This is a genomic window from Bacillus sp. WP8, from assembly GCF_000800825.1.
Classification (GTDB): Bacteria; Bacillota; Bacilli; order Bacillales; family Bacillaceae; genus Bacillus; species Bacillus safensis.
Genome location: NZ_CP010075.1, coordinates 1,043,064 through 1,060,967 on the forward strand (window position 1 = coordinate 1,043,064; position 17,904 = coordinate 1,060,967).

Below are 17,904 nucleotides of genomic sequence, written 5' to 3' on the forward strand. Positions count from 1 at the left end.
TCATGCAATGTAAAAAGGGGGACATCCATCATAAAGATGAATTCATTGAAACCAAATACGTATGTCTCGTCGTCTATTGGTTGTATTGGGAAATGACAGGGAAATGTGAATCCTTAGACGTATTTTCATCTATTTATTCATAAATCACAGAAGTGACACGAGCTTGTCTGTTACAATAAAAGAAATCATTTCTTGCGAAGTATTTTTATGTAGTAAAGGATGCTTATATTTGACCGATATGAACGAATGGGATGAAGAAATGGAGGCTCTGTATGAAAAAACAATCACATTTGGTGCTGCTATTTATCCTAACAGTGACATTACTAGCAGCCTGTCAGCAAGCAGGTCAATCGCCTTCAAAACAAGACGCAAAAGAAGCTGCTTATGAACAATGGGTTCAATCTTATATGGATGAGTTAAATGAATCATATGAAAAGATGACCGATCAGTTTATCTCAGATGGACATGGAAAAATTCAAACAAATAAAAAATTGACAGAAGCGACGAAAGCATTTGATCGTGTGATTCAAAAAGGGCTTGATCATCAAGAAGTTCCAGCCGCTTATCAAAAGGCCGATCAACAATTAAAGACGGGCCTGGCTTCATTTGAAAAAGGGGTTAGTAAGGTGGAGAAACTCTTGAAGCATCCCGATCAAGAAAAGCTGTTTATATCCGCTACCCATCATTTTCAGGATGGCTTGCAGCAGACAGCCGCATTTATTGAAGAAGTAGGTCAGATTCAGCAATCATCCTAAAAAAGCTTGGAAGGTTTACTTCCAGGCTTTTTAGATGTGCAGTATTTTCTTTAAACGGCGAACGCCCTCTTGAATCATGCTTTCGTCCGTACAGGCGAATCCTAGCAGTAATCCCTTTCGATTGCTTTCAAAACAATAAGGACTTAATGGATAAATGCCAACGCCAGCTGCCTTTGCTGCTTCAATGCTTCCTTTTTCATCAAAGTCTGGTGTTTCTTCTAAAAAGACATGAAGGCCCGTATCGGTTCCATAGATACGGAAGTGTTTGTCAAATTGATGTGCCAAAAGGGCTTCCATCATGGCTGCCTGTCTTTTTTTATACAGCTGTCTCATTCGCCTGACATACCGCGTGAATTCTCCTTCTTTGAAAAAAGAAGCGAGTGTGATTTGTTCCATAATAGGCAGCTGTCTTTGAATGAGTGATTGCAGTGCGGCAATTTCTTTTATGACTGCTTTGGTACCGATAATGGCAGCAAGCCGGATGCCAGGCGCCAGCACCTTTGAGAAGCTTAAGATGTAAATCACATGCTCGGGTGCTTCTGAAAATAGGGAAGGGAGCGGCCCGCCATGGTAACGATAATCTCCATCAAAATCATCCTCTAATATATAAGACTGATGGCTGACAGCAAACTTTAGCAGCTGCTGCCTTCTGTTTACACTCATACATACTCCAGTTGGACGCTGATGGGAGGGCGTCACAGCAATCAGTTTTGTTTGCTGGGGCAATGTATTCACCACCATTCCTTCTTCATCAACTGGTGCGGGGTGAATGTTCATTTCGCGATGCATAAACGACAGCCTTGCCCCAGGAAAACCTGGATCTTCAACAGCTACTGTATCCCCTTTTTTAAGCAATACCTGTGAAATCAAATCAATGGCTTGCTGTGTGCCACCTGTTAACACCATTTGATCTTCTTCTACTTCAATCCCGCGCTCAACAGATAAATATTGGCGTATTTCTGAACGCACTTCCCATAATCCATGCGGGGAGGAATAGCCCCAATTCTTCATATCTAATCGCTGTAATGCTTTCATGAGCGAGCGTTTCCATATGTTTTGAAAGTGGTCATCGATCGCCGGTTCCTGATGACGAAAATCAATATCGAGCTTCTCATGAAATTGATTGGCTGACAGCCAATGGTCCATTTGTTTTTCGGCTTCTTCAAAGTGAGGTCTTATCGGAGGTGGGAAAGGTGGTTCACTTTGATGGGGAGGGGAAGCTGTATATTGATCACTTGAAATGACCTTTGTACCGCCTCTTCTAGATGTGCTGACGTAGCCTCTTGCCAGCAGTTCATCGTAGGCAAGCTGGACGGTTGATCTTGATACATTAAGCTCCTGTGCGAGCACTCTTGTCGGTGTTAACTGATCGTCAGGATGCAGTTTTTGTGAATGAATTTTTTGAATGATCTCATTTACGATTTGCTGCCAGAGCGGGGTGGCGCTTGAACGGTCTAAATGAATATACATCGTGCACCTTCTCTCGTTTTCACATCATAAGATGATGATGACACGGAATTATGGACTGGTCAATAGTGCCGTTTTTGGATGTAGGAAGTAAGCCAAATGGTGTGTACACTGTTCTCATATGCAATGACATAGAGGAGAGAGTCAAATGATCCCAGCATCCAAAGAAGAAACGGCACACTTATCCATGATCCCGTTTATTTTCGTTTTACTTGGTCTTTTTATGATTACGATTGCTGTGAATCTGCAAGTGCCCCTTTATACGGCGTATGCAGAACAAGCAGGGTACGGAAAGGCGGCAACAGCACTTGTATTTGCTGCGTATGTCTTCGGACTCATTCCAGTTTTGCTTTTTCTTGGCGGCATTTCTGACCGGGCTGGACGCAAACCGATTTTATTGGTTGCGCTTAGCTTTTCGTTATGTGCCACCTTGTTGATGATTGTACATCCTTCCATACAGATGCTTTTTGCTGCCCGGCTGCTGCAAGGTGTCGGTCTTGGTCTTAGCGTTGGAACATGCACCGCATATTTGATTGCTTTATATCCTGAGAAATCAAGCTGGATTCCAACTTTTATTGCATTATGCAGTTCGGTTGGATTTGGAGGCGGTGCTCTTTTTACGGCACTTCTTTCTTTTCAGCGTGTGTCGCTCACGCCGCTTAGCTATTGGATTGTGCTGGCCTTTTTGTTCTTAACTATTGTGGGTGTCTTCTTTTTCGTTCCGCCTGTCCAAGGAGATTCAGGTAAACCGATGATGAACATGCCAAGATTTCCAAAAGGAACAATGCCGGCGAATGCAGCCATTGCTATCGCGTGGTCGGTGTGCGGCCTTGTCATTTCAATTTTGCCAGCACAGCTTAAATTAAATGGTTATGAATTGTGGGTAGGACCGGCGCTCTTTTTGATTAATATGGCAGGTGTCCTGATGCAGCCCTTTGTGCGCAAGATGAATAGCAGCACAGCGCTTCTTTTGGGGTTTATCTGTCTTCCATGCGGATATGGCCTCTTGCTATACGGTGCAAACAGCGGATCTATCTTCCTTGTGCTTGCCGGAACGATGCTGGCGGGTACTGCCTGCTATGGATTTACTTATTTAGGCGGACTTCAGCTCATTGTTGAGCGAGGGAAAAAAGAGGCGGCTAGAGCCGTTGCAGGCTATTACTTGTTTGCTTATTTAGGTCTTGGTATTCCAAGTGTGTTTGTTGGCCTCTTCGCTGATATTTACGGTACTCAACTCGTATTAACCCTATTTTTCTTGCTCGTTTTGGCTGCCTGCCTCATTTTATTCATCTCAGGTGTCAGACAGAAACAAAAGTAAGGTGTCCATCTTTCTCTTTCTCCTCCAATTCGTTTAAAATATAGAGAGGAGAGGGGAAGATGAACATGAAAAAAGTGCAGCTGGACGGCGCAGTGTGCAGGTCGCAAGAAGAGCTTCACGATCAGCTAAAAAACGTTTTACACCTTCCTGATTATTACGGGAAAAACCTTGATGCTCTTTGGGACTGTTTAACAGGAGAGGTGAATCTTCCAGTAGAACTGACATGGGTGAATTTTCAAACGAGCAAAGACGCTCTTGGCGATTATGCTGAGAGGTTGCGTCAGTTATTTCAAGAAGCAGAAGAAGAACTGAAGGGACAATTTCAATTTGATATTCAATCATGATGGAAAAAGCAGCCGCTGCCGCAGGCTGTTTTTTGATTTAGATTTGTAAATAGGTGAGCTGTCTGAAGCTTAAGATTGTGGATTCATAAAAATATGTTGTATGAAGGAAACTTTCATCAAAATATGTTATAGTGGGACCTACATTGATAGACTAAGATAGAGTGAGGGTTCGGAAAGGATGAAGGAAAAAACAAGATCAAAAAGAAGACTAAGGCCTTGGGTCAAAGCCGTGCTGTTTATCATGGCATTTGTCATGGTGATGGCAGTGTCCGTGACTGGATACGCATATTATAAAATTTCAAAAGCGTCGAATAAGGCGCAAGTATCATTAGAAAGAGGAGACACCTCGCAAAAGCGTGTGAAAGCTTTTGATCCAGGAAAAGACAGCTTTTCGGTGCTGCTGCTTGGAATTGACAGCCGTCCAGGTGAAACGGTAGACGAAGCAAGAAGTGATGCGGTCTTACTGGCGGCGGTGAACCGAACAGACAAAACCATTAAGCTTCTCAGTATTCCTCGTGATTCTTATGTGGATATACCGGGAAGAGGATATGATAAAATTGCTCACGCTCATGCGTTTGGAAGTGCAGATTTGTCAGTCAAAACGGTCGAAAACTTGTTGAACATTCCTGTAGACTATGTGATTTCAGGGAACTTTAAAGCATTTCAAGACATTGTGGATGAGCTAAACGGAATTGATGTAACGATTGAAGATGAAAGCATCGTAAAACAGATGGAAAAGGATTCAAAAGGAAAAGTTCAAGTGCAGACAGGCACTCATAGACTGAATGGCGAAGAAGCTTTAGCCTTTGTGAGAACGAGAAAAGCAGACAGTGATCTCATGCGCGGAAAGCGCCAAATGGAAGCACTTCAAGCCATCTTTGAAAAATCTAAATCGATTTCTTCGATCCCGTCATACGACAACATCATTGATACGCTTGGTGATAATGTCTCAACCAATCTTTCCATGAAACAGTTCATCGGTCTTTTCCCTTTACTGAGTTCATTAAAATCTGTGGATACCATTCAGCTCAAAGGGCATGATTATCAGCCTGGGAATGTGTATTATTTTGAGTTAGATGGACCAGGATTAAACGAAGTGAGAACAGAGCTGAGAAAACAGCTTGAATTATCATAAATAAGTAGGAGCCTGCCGCCGCGGCAGGCTTTTTTTGCATGTGTAACGCGCAACATTTCAGCCTATAGTTCATTTGTTTGTTGGAGAAAATATCGAGTCAGCAGTTCCTCTACCCGGTGACGTATACGCGGATTAAAGTATTTATGCTTTTCTTCATAGCCATTTATGATAAATAGATACGTTGTAAATCCCTCATCGTGTTCAATTTGCTGTACTTTCATACTTTCTTTACGTAAATGCTGCTTCAGTTCATAAAGTGCTTTCTGTGCTTCCTTTAACACAAAGGTCACAAGCTGAATGTATGGTTCATTTAATTTAAATGTTTGATGTTGTTTTAAGTGTGTCAGATCACGATTGAGGATGGAGATGACCATAGGAAGAAAGATGGCCTGTTCCATCATTTGAAGCTGTACTCTTGATAGTCTCGTCATGTCTAAGCCTGCTTTCTTTATAAATAGAACAAACGTTCTTATTTATTATATCGAATGAGTCAAACAATCTCAAGGGGGGGCGAGTGGGATTTATTTGTATATTTTTATGTTTTCCATGTAAAATGAAATGTAGACAAACCTTGAAGGAGTCAAACAAGTTGACATCATTTCTTTCTCTATTTACTCATGAAAATATCACATCATTTTTTGAAAGCTACAAGGCCTTTGGACCAATTGTCGCTATATTGCTTCCTCTGATTGAAGCATTTCTTCCTTTTTTACCACTCGTGGCGTTTGCGGTGGCAAATGCAAATGCATTTGGCCTTTGGGAAGGCTTTTTATTAACCTGGATCGGTGCAAGTGCAGGTTCTATTCTTGTCTTTTTACTGATCAGAAAATTTGGACAGATGAGAATGCTGAACTTTATTAGCAGACACCCTTCCATTAAGAAATTAATGCTTTGGGTAGAGAAACGGGGATTTGGTCCGTTATTTATTTTACTCTGCTTTCCTTTTACACCTTCTGCTGCCGTCAATGTGGTAGCAGGCTTATCAAGAATTAGTATGTGGCAATTTTCATTAGCTGCTTTAGCTGGTAAGTGTGTCATGCTCTTTATCATTAGTTTTATTGGTTATGACCTTTCTGCCTTAGTAAAGAATCCGTTAAGAAGTGTTTTTGCGGTTCTAGTTATCGTTTTATTATGGTATGTTGGAAAGAGAGTAGAAAATAGGTTGAACATTCGAATGAGCAAGCGTGAGGACAAAGGAGGCTCTTAATGAAAAAGAAGCCATTGCTATGGTTGATGATTATTACATGCATCGTCTTATTGTTCCAGGTAAAGAATTTCATGTTTGTGAAGTATAAAGTAGAAGGGGTTAGTATGGACCCCACATTTACAGATGGAACAGAATTATTAATCAACAAGTTCTCGCCAAAACTCACGAAAATTAGCCGGTTTGATTATGTGTTATTTCACGGACCAAAAAATCAAATTTTGATCAAACGGGTCATTGGGCTCCCGGGAGAATCGATCAAGTATGTCGATGATCAGTTATTTGTGGATGGTGCAAAATGGAAAGAACCCTATTTAAAAGAGCAGAAAAAACATAAAATGGGGAATGTCCTGACAGGGGATTTTCAGCTGAAAGCCATCACAGGACATGATAAAATCAAAAAAAACCATTACTTCGTGATCGGAGATAACCGAATACATAGCTTTGACAGCCGGCATTTTGGAACGATTTCAAAAGATCAAGTAGTTGGTGTCAAAAGAAATCAGGATGAATAAAAAAGAGGCGCTCTGCACATGCAAAGCGTCTCTCTTTTTTATTTAGCGGCTTTATAATCAGGATGTCTTTTTGCCCAGACATGATGTAAGAATCGAAAAAACGGTGGCAGCATAGCTATGACAAGAATGATTCTAACGACTTGTACAGCTACTACAAAGGTTGAGTCCTCATGGAGTGTAACTGCTGTTGTTGCCATTTCTGCAATACCGCCAGGCGAAAAGGCAAGAATGGCTGTAATGACAGAAATGCCAGTGACCTCAGCAATGGCAATTGAACTGAGAACCGTTGCAGCAATCAATCCAGCTGAGCTGACGACGGCTACAATTAACGTGTTTTTTAGTCCGACAAACATCTGTTTATTCATTTTTGAACCGATGGTTGCACCTAGAAATACCTGTGATGCGATATTCGCTTGTGCTGGCCAATAAGGAATCAAATCATGACCTATGAGCGCACCTGCACCTACTTGAAGAGCAGCAACTCCTAACATGCTGCCAATCAGCCAAGGGGCAGGGAAATGAAGACGAACCGCCAGGCGTGACATAAGCCAGGCACCTAAAATAAGTGCAGCAGTCCACGAGATATTTGACAGGGTGAAAACACCGGATGAAAAGGCGCTCCCTTGAACGCCTGCAGCTGCATCCGCTGGATTTTTTGTATTTAAATAGAACACCGTAAATGGGATGGTGAGTACCACCATTAATACACGTGTTGTTTGTACGAGACTGACAACGGCTGTATTTGCTCCAACCTCTTGGGCAATCCCTGGCATAGCAGATAAACCGCCTGGTGCTGTGCCGACAAAGCTGGTCAGCATATCTGTTTTACTCAGCTTCCATAAGGCAAAGCCAGAGAGCATCGCCAGTAGAATAGAAAAAACGAGCATGAAACTCACAGGGAGCCAATGTTCAGCGAAAATATGAAGAACTTTCATGTTCATTTTTTGTCCGAGTTCGATTCCGAGAATAAATTGACCAAGGAGTAGCCATCTGCTGTGAATACGCAAGGTGTTGTTTCCTTTACGCTGAAACAGGGTGGGACGTCGCATGGCAATAAATGCAGCTGTGATTAATGTACCGATCATCCAGCCAATAGACATTCCTGTTAAAGACAAAAGAAAACCACCTAAACCGCTTATTGCGATCAAAATGAGATCGGTTCGAAGGCTGTTTCCTTGTTTCATCACATGTAAACCTTCTTCCTGTAATTTTGTTCAGTAAGTGAAATGTTGTTATCTTCACTATAATACAAAAGTCTCTATAAATAAAATACGAATTTTTTTACCATTTTCATAAGATTAACTTATCAAGAACCTGACAGCTTCTTAATAAAAGTGAAGATATAATTTTTACCAAAAACAAAAACAAATATACAACGATTTTCCCCTATTTTTGTTATCAGTTGACTATCATTTTCAATTACACTACAATCCTTAGTGTGAGGTGATAACATGAAAATTCCTTCTTTTAAATATAATGAAAAGGGATTGAATCGTTTTTTCGGTCCTTTAGAGGGAAGAATTATGGAGATCCTTTATCAAGGTGAGGATATGCCGATTAAAGAAGTGCAGCAGAAGCTGTCAGATGAAAAGCCGATTAATTTCAACACGGTGATGACTGTGCTGAACCGCTTAACCGAAAAGGGAATTGTGGAGAAGAAAACAAAAGGGCGTTCATCTATTTATAACCCCATTTTAACAAAAGAAGAATTTCTAAATGAGCAGACAAAATGGATTACGCAAGGTCTGATGGACGATTTTGGTCCACTGGCAGTGAATCATATGGTGGATGCAATTGAAAGTGCTGACCCTGAATTACTCAAAGTGCTTGAAGCAAGGCTGGCATCCAAAAAAGAGGAGCAGCAAAATGAATAAAATGAAATCGAGCCTGCTATTTTTAGGCGGTATATTGATTGGTTTAACGATTTTTTATCAGATGGGGTATTACGTGCTTTCAAGCTTTTTTGGCTGGAATCAAGCATATAATCTCATTCATGTATGCCAATCTGTTCTCGAATTCTATGGATTCACTCCTTTGAAATATTTTCTAGATGCTTTAGTGCTCTATACACTGGGATTTGCGATTTTCTATATGACGAAGCAAATCAAAACGTACATTCAATTCAAGCAAAATCTCATGCTTGCAGTCAATCACGAGTCGACCGAATCTTTATCTGAGAAATATGCAAACGACATCGTTGTGTTTCATTGTCATGAACCGCTTGCTTTTGCCATGGGGATGCTTCACCCAAAGGTTTACTTATCAACGTCTCTCATGGACATGCTGGATGAAGAGGAGATTGACGCTGTTGTTCATCATGAATTGCACCACAAATACAGCTATGATCCTTTAAAGGCCTTCACATTCTCAATGCTCACAAAAGTTATTTGGTACATTCCAGTGTTAAAGCATATGAGACAAAGCTATTCCGTTTTTCGTGAAGTGATCGCAGATGACTATGCGATTCGGCAGACAGGCACTGAGCTTGGAGTAGGGCAAGCCCTTTTGAAACTCATTAAAAAGAGAACTCAGTTTCAAAAACAAACGAAGTTTGCGGTATCCTTTGGAGATCGGGCATTGAATTTAAGAATACAAAAGATCTTAAATCCAACATACAATATTCCTTTCAATGTACCCATCATTCCCATTGTCACATCAACCATTCTCATGGTGGTCTTAATGATTATGCTTAATCTAAATTACTAATTTTTTTTACTTATTAACATTACATTATGTAGTGTAAAAACAGGAGGAAATCACTATATGAAAACGAATCAAGAAATAGGAACACTTTTCGTGCGTGTTATTTTAGGTTTGATCTTCTTTCTACACGGACTTCAGGCATATCAAGGAGGTCTGGGAGGAACAGCGGCATTCTTTGGACAAATCGGTATACCGGAATTTATGGCCTATATTGTGAAGACAATTGAACTGGTCGGTGGTATCGCCTTGATTTTAGGTCTAGGAACACGTATTTTCGCAGCGCTATTTGTACCAATTATGGCTGTGGCGATTATGACGGTTGGTTTTTCTAAAGGATTTGTTGGCGGTTATGAATTTGAACTATCACTGCTTGTCATGGCGCTTTATTTAACACTTAGCGGCAGTAAGATGCTGTCCATTGATGGGCTGCTAAAACATCAGCAGCAAAGCAATGAAGCAAAATTTCATTAAACGATCATGAAAAAAACTCCTTCTGCTATGTGTGGCAGAGGAGTTTTTTTATTTATCAAATTGTCGTTTTCACGTTTGAAAAAGTGAAAGAGATGAGAGGTTTGCTGAAAATAGTCCTTTATTTTATAGATTGAATGAACAAAAAGACGATTTCATTTTTTGACGGAACATACGATCTCCTATTAAAATAGGACTATCTAAGACACATGGTGCGTTAAAAGATATAAAAACCATACAGCATGCTGCTGTTCATCTTGAGCAATACGTTTCATCAGCTCTTTTGTTCCTTGATCCCGGACATAATCTGATACCGTTAAGTAAAAATCGACCGTTCTTTGTTCATCTTTAAATGCGAAAAGAAGCCCTTCTCTAAATTGATCTGGACAAGGTTCTGTTACGCTTGGTTTGTGGTTTTTACCTGTTAAAGAATAATATAGCTTTGTAAATAGTTGATAGTGTCTGACTTCATCCTGGCGTATTTCTTGAATGATTTTTTTTGCCTCAGGAGTTTTTGCTCTTTGGGCAAGTTTTTCGTAGCATTGGATCGCAGAATATTCACCATTGATCGCTTTTTCAAGGTCTGAAATGATTCTTGTGTTTTGGCGCATGTCATATGGCGAGTAGTCATAATAACCGTAATACATGATATTGCCAGCCTCCTTTAAGTTCATGATGGTTTATGATATGAGAAGAGTTAGGAAAGGTGCCTATATCTTTTTAGGAAGGAGAAGGGGAAAATAGCTATTTACTTTTATTTTCGCTAGAATATGAGTACATAAGAAAGGTGTTGTGGAGCGTGGAGATTCAGTTTTTAGCAGGCAGATCGGGGAGTGGAAAAACGACTGCAATCTTAGAGGAAATCAAAGAACAGCTTCGGCTAGATCCACTGGGTCCGCCAATCATTTTTTTAGTCCCGGATCAAATGACATTCTTAATGGAATACGAGCTTGCAAAAACGTCTGAAGCTGGCGGGATGATTAGGGCCAAAGTATTTAGTTTCACGCGTCTTGCTTGGTCTATTTTACAGCAGACTGGCGGAGCGAACCGGCAATTTGTGACAAGCACAGGAATTCAAATGCTTTTAAGAAAAGTAATTGAAGAAGAGAAAGAAAAGTTTAAGGTATTCAAAAAAGCGAGTGATAAGCCAGGTTTTGTCGAGCAAATCGAAAAGACGATGGCTGAGTTCAAAAGATACTGCATGCTGCCGGAGGATATTGAAAAAATTTCATTATCGAGCATGCATTCAGAGTATACAGAAGAAAGACGGGCAGGCGAAAAATTGCATGATCTGCATGTTCTTTATCAGCAGATGGAGCAGCATTTACTAGATGAATATGTGCACTCAGAAGACTATTTGACGCTTCTCACGCAGCAAATTCCTCTATCTGAAGAAATAAAAGGAGCACATATTTATATAGATGGCTTTTATCAATTTACACCGCAGCAGCTTCTCGTCATTGAACAGCTTCTGCTTCATGCTGAGAAAATAACGGCTGCGTTCACAGTGGATCGTTCCTACCATGATAAGCAGCCAAATGAACTTGATTTATTTCGTATGACTGGTAAAACGTATTTCCAGCTCTATCAGCTTGCCAAAGAGTGCGGAGCGGTCATTTCTGAGCACATTTTGGAGAGAAATAACCGGCATCTTCATACGCCAGATCTTGCTTATTTAGAACGCCAATATGAGCAGAGACCGGTGCAGCCATATCAGGAAGTAACCCCTCATCTCACAGTGTCTAAAAGTGCGAGTAAACGAGCTGAAATTGAGGGAGTAGCGAGAGAAATTCTTCATTTAGTGAGAGAAGAAGGACTTAGACTGCGAGATATTTCAGTTGTCGCACGGCATGTAGATGACTATAAAGATACGTTAAAAGAGGTTTTTCGAGATTACGATATTCCTTTTTTTATTGATGGAAATGAATCAATGCAGTATCACCCGCTTATTGAATTGATTCGTTCGAGCTTGGATGTCATAAAAGGAAACTGGCGGTATGAGGCCGTGTTTCGCTGCGTGAAAACAGAGTTCTTATTTCCGCTCGAACTTGCCAAAAACAAAGCGAGAGAACAGGCAGATCAGCTTGAAAACTACTGTATTGCTTATGGTGTAAAAGGAGAACGCTGGACAAACGGCTCCCGTTTCCACTACAGACGATTCCAATCTTTAGATGAGGATTTTGGACAAACAGATCAAGAAATTGAAATGGAACAGATGCTGAATGATGTAAAGGAATGGATTGCACCTCCGCTTTTCCAATTGCAAAAAAGGCTGAAAAAAGCGCAAAACGTAAAAGACATGGTGGAGGCAGTTTATGTCTTTTTAGAGGAAATACAAGTGCCAGATAAACTTGAAAAAGCTAGGCTGGAAGCAGAAGAAGCAGGTAGATTAGCTGAAGCCATGCAGCATGGACAAGTATGGGATGCTGTTATTCAATTAATGGATGAATTTGTTGAAATGCTCGGTGATGAGGAGCTCTCATTTCCTTTATTCCAGCAAATGATGGATACAGGATTGGCCTCTTTAAAATTCGCTTTAATTCCGCCTTCACTCGACCAAGTATTTATCGGAAGTATGGATTTATCAAGAATGTATCAAGTGAAGTGTATGTTTATCATTGGGGTAAATGATGGCGTTATTCCCGCACGCCCTTCTGACGAAAGTGTTTTGTCTGAGGATGACAGGGAATGGTTAAAACGAGCAGGAGCAGAGCTGGCAGAGACAGGAAAGGAACGGCTGCTAGATGAGCAATTTTTAATTTACCAGGCGCTGTCGAGTCCATCTCATCATTTGTATCTGTCTTATTCAGTGTCAGATGAAGAGGGGCGCTCTTTATTGCCTTCAACTCTTATCAAGTATTGTCAGGAGCTTATGCCAAATCATCAGCATGCTTTGTATGTGTTAGACCCGGAACAGCTGGATGACGAGGAGCAATTAAAATTTGTAGCGAATGAGCATGTCTCGTTATCGTATACTGTCTCGCAGCTGCAGCAATGGCTCAACCAATATCCCATCAGTGGTGTATGGTGGAGTGTTTATAATTATTTGATAACGTCAACTCATCGGGATGTATCAAAAAACATCTTGTCGAGTTTGTTTTTTACAAATCGAGCAAAGCGCTTAAAACCAAACGTCACAAAAGAACTTTACGGTGATCACATTCAAGGCAGTGTTTCAAGAATGGAGAAATTCAATGCGTGTGCATTTTCTCATTTTGCTTCCCACGGGTTAAAACTAAAGGACCGGCAATTTTATAAATTGGAAGCACCCGATATCGGCCAGCTGTTTCACTCGGCTTTAAAGCATATTTCAGATACGCTTGTTGAACAAAAAAAGGATTGGAAAAACTTAACGAAGGATGACTGTGTCAATTATTCAAGACATGCAATCGAACAGCTTGCTCCGCGTCTTCAAAAGGAAATCCTCTTAAGCTCTAATCGGCATGCTTATATTAAAGAAAAACTCCAGAAAATCTTAATTCGAGTCTCTTCTATCTTAAGTGAGCATGCAAGAGTGAGTGGATTTTCTCCCGTTGGACTTGAGTTAGGCTTTGGCGGCCAAGGACCTCTTCCGCCGTTCACTTTTCAATTGAAAAATGGCTGCACGATGGAGCTTGTCGGAAGAATTGACCGAGTAGATAAAGCAGAAGGTTCAAAAGGGCTGCTGTTGAGAATCGTCGACTACAAATCGAGTGAGAAAGGTCTTGATCTAGCAGAGGTATACTATGGGCTTGCCTTGCAAATGCTCACTTACTTAGATTTAACCATTACGTATTCGAAGGAATGGCTCGGTGTAGAAGCAACGCCAGCTGGCATTTTATATTTCCATATCCATGATCCGCTCATTCAAGCACCGATTCCGCTTGCAGAGGATGAAATTGAGCAGGAAATATTCAAGAAATTTAAAATGAAAGGTCTATTGCTTGAAGATGTAGAAGCGGTAAAGCTAATGGATCAAACGCTTGAATCAGGAAGATCACAAGTCATTCAAGCCGGTTTGAAAAAGGACGGATCTTTCCGTTCTGATTCTGCTGTTTTAAGTGAAGATCATTTCCATATACTCACACAGCACGTTCGGCGTACATTTGAAGAAGCAGGCGAAAGAATTACAAATGGTGAAGTAGCCATTAATCCATATAAATTGAAGGATCAAACACCATGCCGCTTTTGTTCATTTAAGTCTATTTGCCAATTTGATGAATTGGTAGAGGATAATGAATTTAGAGTGCTATCATCTGAAAAGGATGATGTTGTGATAGACCGGATCAAAAAAGAAGGGGATCAGTATGCAAATACCAAAACCGAATAACAGTACTTGGACGGATGACCAGTGGGAAGCGATCGTTTCAGAAGGACAAGATATCCTTGTTGCGGCGGCAGCAGGGTCAGGTAAAACAGCAGTTTTGGTTGAACGGCTGATTCGAAAAATGACCCGTCCAGAAGATCCAGTTGATGTGGATCGTCTGCTCGTTGTGACTTTCACAAATGCATCTGCGGCAGAGATGAAGCATCGGATCACAGAAGCACTTGAAAAGGAATTAGCGAAAAACCCCGGGTCTCTTCATATGAGAAGACAGCTGTCGCTCATGAATCGTGCCAATATTTCTACCTTGCACTCTTTTTGTTTGCAGGTTCTGCGCACCTTTTATTATGAAATTGACCTTGATCCAGGCTTCCGTTTGGCTGATCAAACAGAAGGAGAATTATTAGGAGATGAAGTGTTGGATGAACTGTTTGAGGATGTATATAAGGCTGGAAAGCCATCGTTCTTTGAACTGGTTGATCGCTATACTTCTGACCGTCATGATTTAGACTTGCAATGGCTGGTGAAGAAAATTTATGAGTTTTCCAGATCTCACCCTTCACCTGAGCAATGGATGAGGGCATTTCTTTCTCTTTATGATGTAGATGTTCAAACAAAAGTAGAACAATTACCGTTTTACCCATATATCAAAGAGGACCTTTCTCTCGTTTTTCGAAGCTGTCTGGAACTACTTGAACGAGCTCTCGCCCTATCAAAAGAACCGGGCGGCCCGGCACCGAGAGCAGAAAATTTTATAGATGATCTAGAGCAAGTCAATGAATTAATCAGGCACCAAGATGATTTTGAGAAGCTTTACGAGCTGGTGCCAAACATCAATTTTAAAAGGCTCAAAACATGTAAAGGGGACGAATATGACCCTGTGCTGTTAGAAAAAGCCACAGATGCACGTAATCAAGCAAAAAAACAATTAGAAAAGCTTAAAGATGAATACTTTATGCGCAGTCCAGCCCAGCATTTGAAGAGTTTAGCTGAAATGAAGCCGGTGGTCGAAACACTTGTGGAGCTTGTCATCCAATTTGGACAGCGTTTCGAAAAAGCGAAGCAAGAAAAATCAATCGTGGACTTTTCGGATTTAGAGCATTATTGCTTACGCATTTTAGCAGAGCAGGATGCAGAAGGAAATTTGATCGAAACAGAAGCGGCTAAGTACTATCAACAGCAGTTTGAAGAAGTGCTCGTTGATGAATACCAAGATACAAACCTTGTACAAGAAACGATTTTAAAACTTGTATCTAAAGGGGAATATGCTGCAGACGGCAACCTGTTTATGGTTGGTGATGTAAAGCAGTCCATTTATCGTTTTAGACTGGCTGAGCCCATGCTCTTTTTAAACAAATATAAACAATTTACATCAGACGGCAAAGAAACAGGGAAGAGAATCGATTTAAATAAAAACTTCCGAAGCCGTTCAGATGTGTTAGACAGTACGAACTTTTTGTTCAAACAGCTGATGGGGGAAACAGTTGGAGAAATTGAATATGATGAACAAGCTGAATTAAAGCTTGGAGCGAGTTATCCAGAAAGTAAAGATACAACGACAGAAATGCTTCTTGTCCATTTAGATCAACAGGAAGCAGAAACTGACGAAGAGCGAGAAGAACTAGAGACCGTACAGCTTGAAGCGAGAGTCATTGCTAAAAAAATAAGAGAATTGGTGGAGCAGCCATTTCAAGTGTACGATGCAAAACAGCAAATGACCCGTAACTTGCAGTATCGGGATATTGTGATTTTGCTTCGTTCTATGCCATGGGCCCCGCAAATGATGGAGGAATTGAAGAAACAGGGAATCCCTGTGTATGCGAATCTTTCTTCCGGTTATTTTGAAGCAACAGAGGTGTCTGTCATTCTTTCTCTGTTAAAAGTCATCGATAATCCATATCAGGATATCCCGCTTGCAGCTGTATTAAGATCACCACTTGTCCATTTAGACGAAAATGAAATGGCAATGATTCGCACGAGTGATAAAAAAGGCACTTATTATGATGCTGTGAAGGCATTTATGAGTGTGACTCATTCAGATCACCCTACATGCAAAAAACTAGAACGGTTTTTCAGATTGCTGCGTAAATGGCGTGATTTCTCGATGAATCATTCAGTAGCGGAATTGATTTGGGAAGTATACCGCGATACGCAGTATCTAGATTACGTTGGCGGGATGCCTGGAGGCAAGCAGAGACAGGCGAATCTCCGCGCTCTTTATGATCGATCAAAGCAGTATGAAAAAGCTGCCTTTAGAGGACTGTTCCGTTTTCTTCGTTTTATCGAAAGAATGCAGGAGCGTGGAGATGATCTTGGTGCGGCAAAAACGTTCAGTGAAACAGAAGATGTTGTTCGCATGATGACAATTCACAGCAGTAAAGGGTTAGAATTTCCAATCGTCTTTACCGCAGGACTCGGCAGGAACTTTAATATGATGGACTTAAACCAGTCCTATTTACTTGATAAAGAGCTAGGTTTTGGAAGCAAGTATATCCATCCTGAGCTGAGAATTAGTTATGCAACATTACCGCTTGTAGCGATGAAAAAAAAGATGAGGAAAGAGCTGTTATCTGAAGAGCTGAGAGTTCTATATGTGGCGCTCACAAGGGCTAAGGAAAAATTATTTCTGGTCGGCTCAGTCAAAAATCAGGTGAAAGCATTAAGCAAATGGCAAAATGCTGCAACCGGAGAAGATTGGCTGCTCCCTGATTTTGAACGTTATCAATCGAAAACATACTTAGATTTTATTGGTCCTGCTCTCATCCGTCACCAAGCAATGTCATCTATTTTAGAAGAAACAGGTGATGTTGTTCTTTCGCATCCATCAGCATTCACAATCTCATTTACTCAAGCTTCCGATCTTCTAAAAGAAGATATGTCACTTGAAAAGGAGCAGCAAGACGAGGTGGTACAAGCTTTGATGGAGGGGCTGCCTGTTGAAGAATATGGTGATGCTGATGAGAAAGTAGCAGAGAGACTTTCATGGAGATACCCATATCTAGCGGCCTCACAAGTCGGCACAAAGCAGTCTGTTTCCGAGATAAAGAGAATGAAAGAAATACAGGATGAGTACAGTGTTCCTTCTTCTCTTCGAAAAGCTCGTGCCACGTTGTATGACCGGCCGGCTTTCATGAAGAAAAAAGCACTCACTGCCGCAGAGCAAGGCACCGCAATGCACACAGTCATGCAGCATATTGCGCTTCCTTCTGACGAGCCCTACGATGATTCACGTATACAGCAGCTGCTCCATTCCTTACAGCAGCGAGACTTGCTAACAAATGAGCAAGTCCAGTCAATTGATCAAGAAGGAATTGCAGCCTTCTTCTCTACTTCTATTGGTCAAAAGCTGCGAAAAGCGGATTGGGTGAAACGAGAAGTGTCATTTAGTATGGTGTTACCTGTTAAAGAGGTATACAGCCATATTGATGCAGAGGGGGAGCCTGTCCTTATTCAAGGGATGATTGACTGTTTATTTGAAACGGACGGAAAGCTATATTTACTAGATTATAAAACCGATAGAGTGCAAGGAAGATTTACAGGCGGCCTTGAAGCAGCTGTGCCTATATTGAAAAAGCGCTATGAAACTCAAATAGCGTTATATGCAAAAGCAGTAGAACGTTTAACAAACAGAACATTAGAGGAGAAAATTCTTTATTTCTTTGACGGGAATTTAGAAATTTCATTATAAATGT

15 protein-coding genes are annotated in these 17,904 nt (G+C 40.9%); 11 read left to right on the plus strand and 4 right to left on the minus strand.

Annotated features, from left to right (window positions below; translation table 11 throughout):
- Positions 1 to 272: 272 nt before the first annotated feature.
- Positions 273 to 755 carry a hypothetical protein gene (locus QR42_RS05090; RefSeq protein ID WP_039177626.1) on the plus strand — a complete coding sequence of 161 codons (483 nt, stop codon included), beginning with the start codon at positions 273 to 275 and terminating at the stop codon, positions 753 to 755.
- 30 nt (positions 756 to 785) lie between these two features.
- On the opposite strand, the gene pdxR is transcribed toward QR42_RS05090, so the two are convergent.
- On the minus strand, positions 786 to 2,225 hold the full coding sequence (gene pdxR / locus QR42_RS05095; protein ID WP_039177628.1) for a MocR-like pyridoxine biosynthesis transcription factor PdxR: 1,440 nt from the start codon (positions 2,223 to 2,225) through the stop codon (positions 786 to 788).
- 145 nt (positions 2,226 to 2,370) lie between these two features.
- Here pdxR and QR42_RS05100 point away from each other — a divergent pair, with 145 nt between their 5' ends.
- From QR42_RS05100 to QR42_RS05110, 3 genes are all read left to right on the plus strand, one after another.
- Positions 2,371 to 3,540 (plus strand): MFS transporter, encoded by a 1,170-nt coding sequence (locus QR42_RS05100; RefSeq protein ID WP_039177630.1) that lies wholly within the window; start codon positions 2,371 to 2,373, stop codon positions 3,538 to 3,540.
- A gap of 65 nt (positions 3,541 to 3,605) precedes the next feature.
- A complete protein-coding gene (locus tag QR42_RS05105; protein WP_039183050.1) occupies positions 3,606 to 3,884 on the plus strand; it encodes a barstar family protein in 279 nt (92 codons plus the stop codon).
- 178 nt (positions 3,885 to 4,062) lie between these two features.
- Positions 4,063 to 5,019, plus strand: coding sequence for an LCP family protein (locus QR42_RS05110; RefSeq protein ID WP_039177632.1), 957 nt, complete (start codon positions 4,063 to 4,065; stop codon positions 5,017 to 5,019).
- A gap of 62 nt (positions 5,020 to 5,081) precedes the next feature.
- Here QR42_RS05110 and QR42_RS05115 read toward each other — a convergent pair whose 3' ends face one another.
- Entirely contained in the window at positions 5,082 to 5,450 is a 369-nt protein-coding gene (locus QR42_RS05115) for a YhjD family protein (protein WP_039177634.1), read from the minus strand.
- A gap of 158 nt (positions 5,451 to 5,608) precedes the next feature.
- On the opposite strand from QR42_RS05115, the gene QR42_RS05120 reads away from it, so the two are divergent.
- Entirely contained in the window at positions 5,609 to 6,226 is a 618-nt protein-coding gene (locus QR42_RS05120; RefSeq protein WP_024425492.1) for a TVP38/TMEM64 family protein, read from the plus strand.
- The gene (gene lepB / locus QR42_RS05125; protein ID WP_039177636.1) at positions 6,226 to 6,738 is read left to right on the plus strand and encodes a signal peptidase I; all 513 of its coding nucleotides are present in this window, start codon (positions 6,226 to 6,228) and stop codon (positions 6,736 to 6,738) included. Before QR42_RS05120 ends, lepB begins: the two co-directional genes overlap by 1 nt.
- A 38-nt stretch (positions 6,739 to 6,776) precedes the next feature.
- Here lepB and QR42_RS05130 read toward each other — a convergent pair whose 3' ends face one another.
- Positions 6,777 to 7,922, minus strand: coding sequence for an AbrB family transcriptional regulator (locus QR42_RS05130; RefSeq protein ID WP_039177638.1), 1,146 nt, complete (start codon positions 7,920 to 7,922; stop codon positions 6,777 to 6,779).
- A 267-nt stretch (positions 7,923 to 8,189) separates the two neighbouring features.
- Here QR42_RS05130 and QR42_RS05135 point away from each other — a divergent pair, with 267 nt between their 5' ends.
- The 3 genes from QR42_RS05135 to QR42_RS05145 are packed head-to-tail and all read left to right on the plus strand — an operon-like array spanning position 8,190 to position 9,912.
- Positions 8,190 to 8,612 carry a BlaI/MecI/CopY family transcriptional regulator gene (locus tag QR42_RS05135; protein ID WP_024425495.1) on the plus strand — a complete coding sequence of 141 codons (423 nt, stop codon included), beginning with the start codon at positions 8,190 to 8,192 and terminating at the stop codon, positions 8,610 to 8,612.
- A complete protein-coding gene (locus tag QR42_RS05140; protein ID WP_039177640.1) occupies positions 8,605 to 9,444 on the plus strand; it encodes a M56 family metallopeptidase in 840 nt (279 codons plus the stop codon). Before QR42_RS05135 ends, QR42_RS05140 begins: the two co-directional genes overlap by 8 nt.
- 57 nt (positions 9,445 to 9,501) lie before the next feature.
- Positions 9,502 to 9,912, plus strand: coding sequence for a DoxX family protein (locus QR42_RS05145; RefSeq protein WP_039177642.1), 411 nt, complete (start codon positions 9,502 to 9,504; stop codon positions 9,910 to 9,912).
- A gap of 197 nt (positions 9,913 to 10,109) precedes the next feature.
- Here QR42_RS05145 and QR42_RS05150 read toward each other — a convergent pair whose 3' ends face one another.
- Positions 10,110 to 10,556, minus strand: a complete 447-nt coding sequence (locus QR42_RS05150; RefSeq protein ID WP_039177646.1) for a ferritin-like domain-containing protein — start codon at positions 10,554 to 10,556, stop codon at positions 10,110 to 10,112.
- Between the two features lie 152 nt (positions 10,557 to 10,708).
- Between QR42_RS05150 and addB the strand changes: the two genes are divergently transcribed.
- Together addB and addA are read left to right on the plus strand one after the other, a co-directional pair.
- Positions 10,709 to 14,218: a helicase-exonuclease AddAB subunit AddB gene (gene addB, locus QR42_RS05155; protein WP_039177648.1), complete on the plus strand. Its 3,510-nt coding sequence runs from the start codon at positions 10,709 to 10,711 to the stop codon at positions 14,216 to 14,218.
- On the plus strand, positions 14,196 to 17,900 hold the full coding sequence (addA, locus tag QR42_RS05160; protein WP_039177651.1) for a helicase-exonuclease AddAB subunit AddA: 3,705 nt from the start codon (positions 14,196 to 14,198) through the stop codon (positions 17,898 to 17,900). Before addB ends, addA begins: the two co-directional genes overlap by 23 nt.
- Positions 17,901 to 17,904 lie beyond the last annotated feature (4 nt).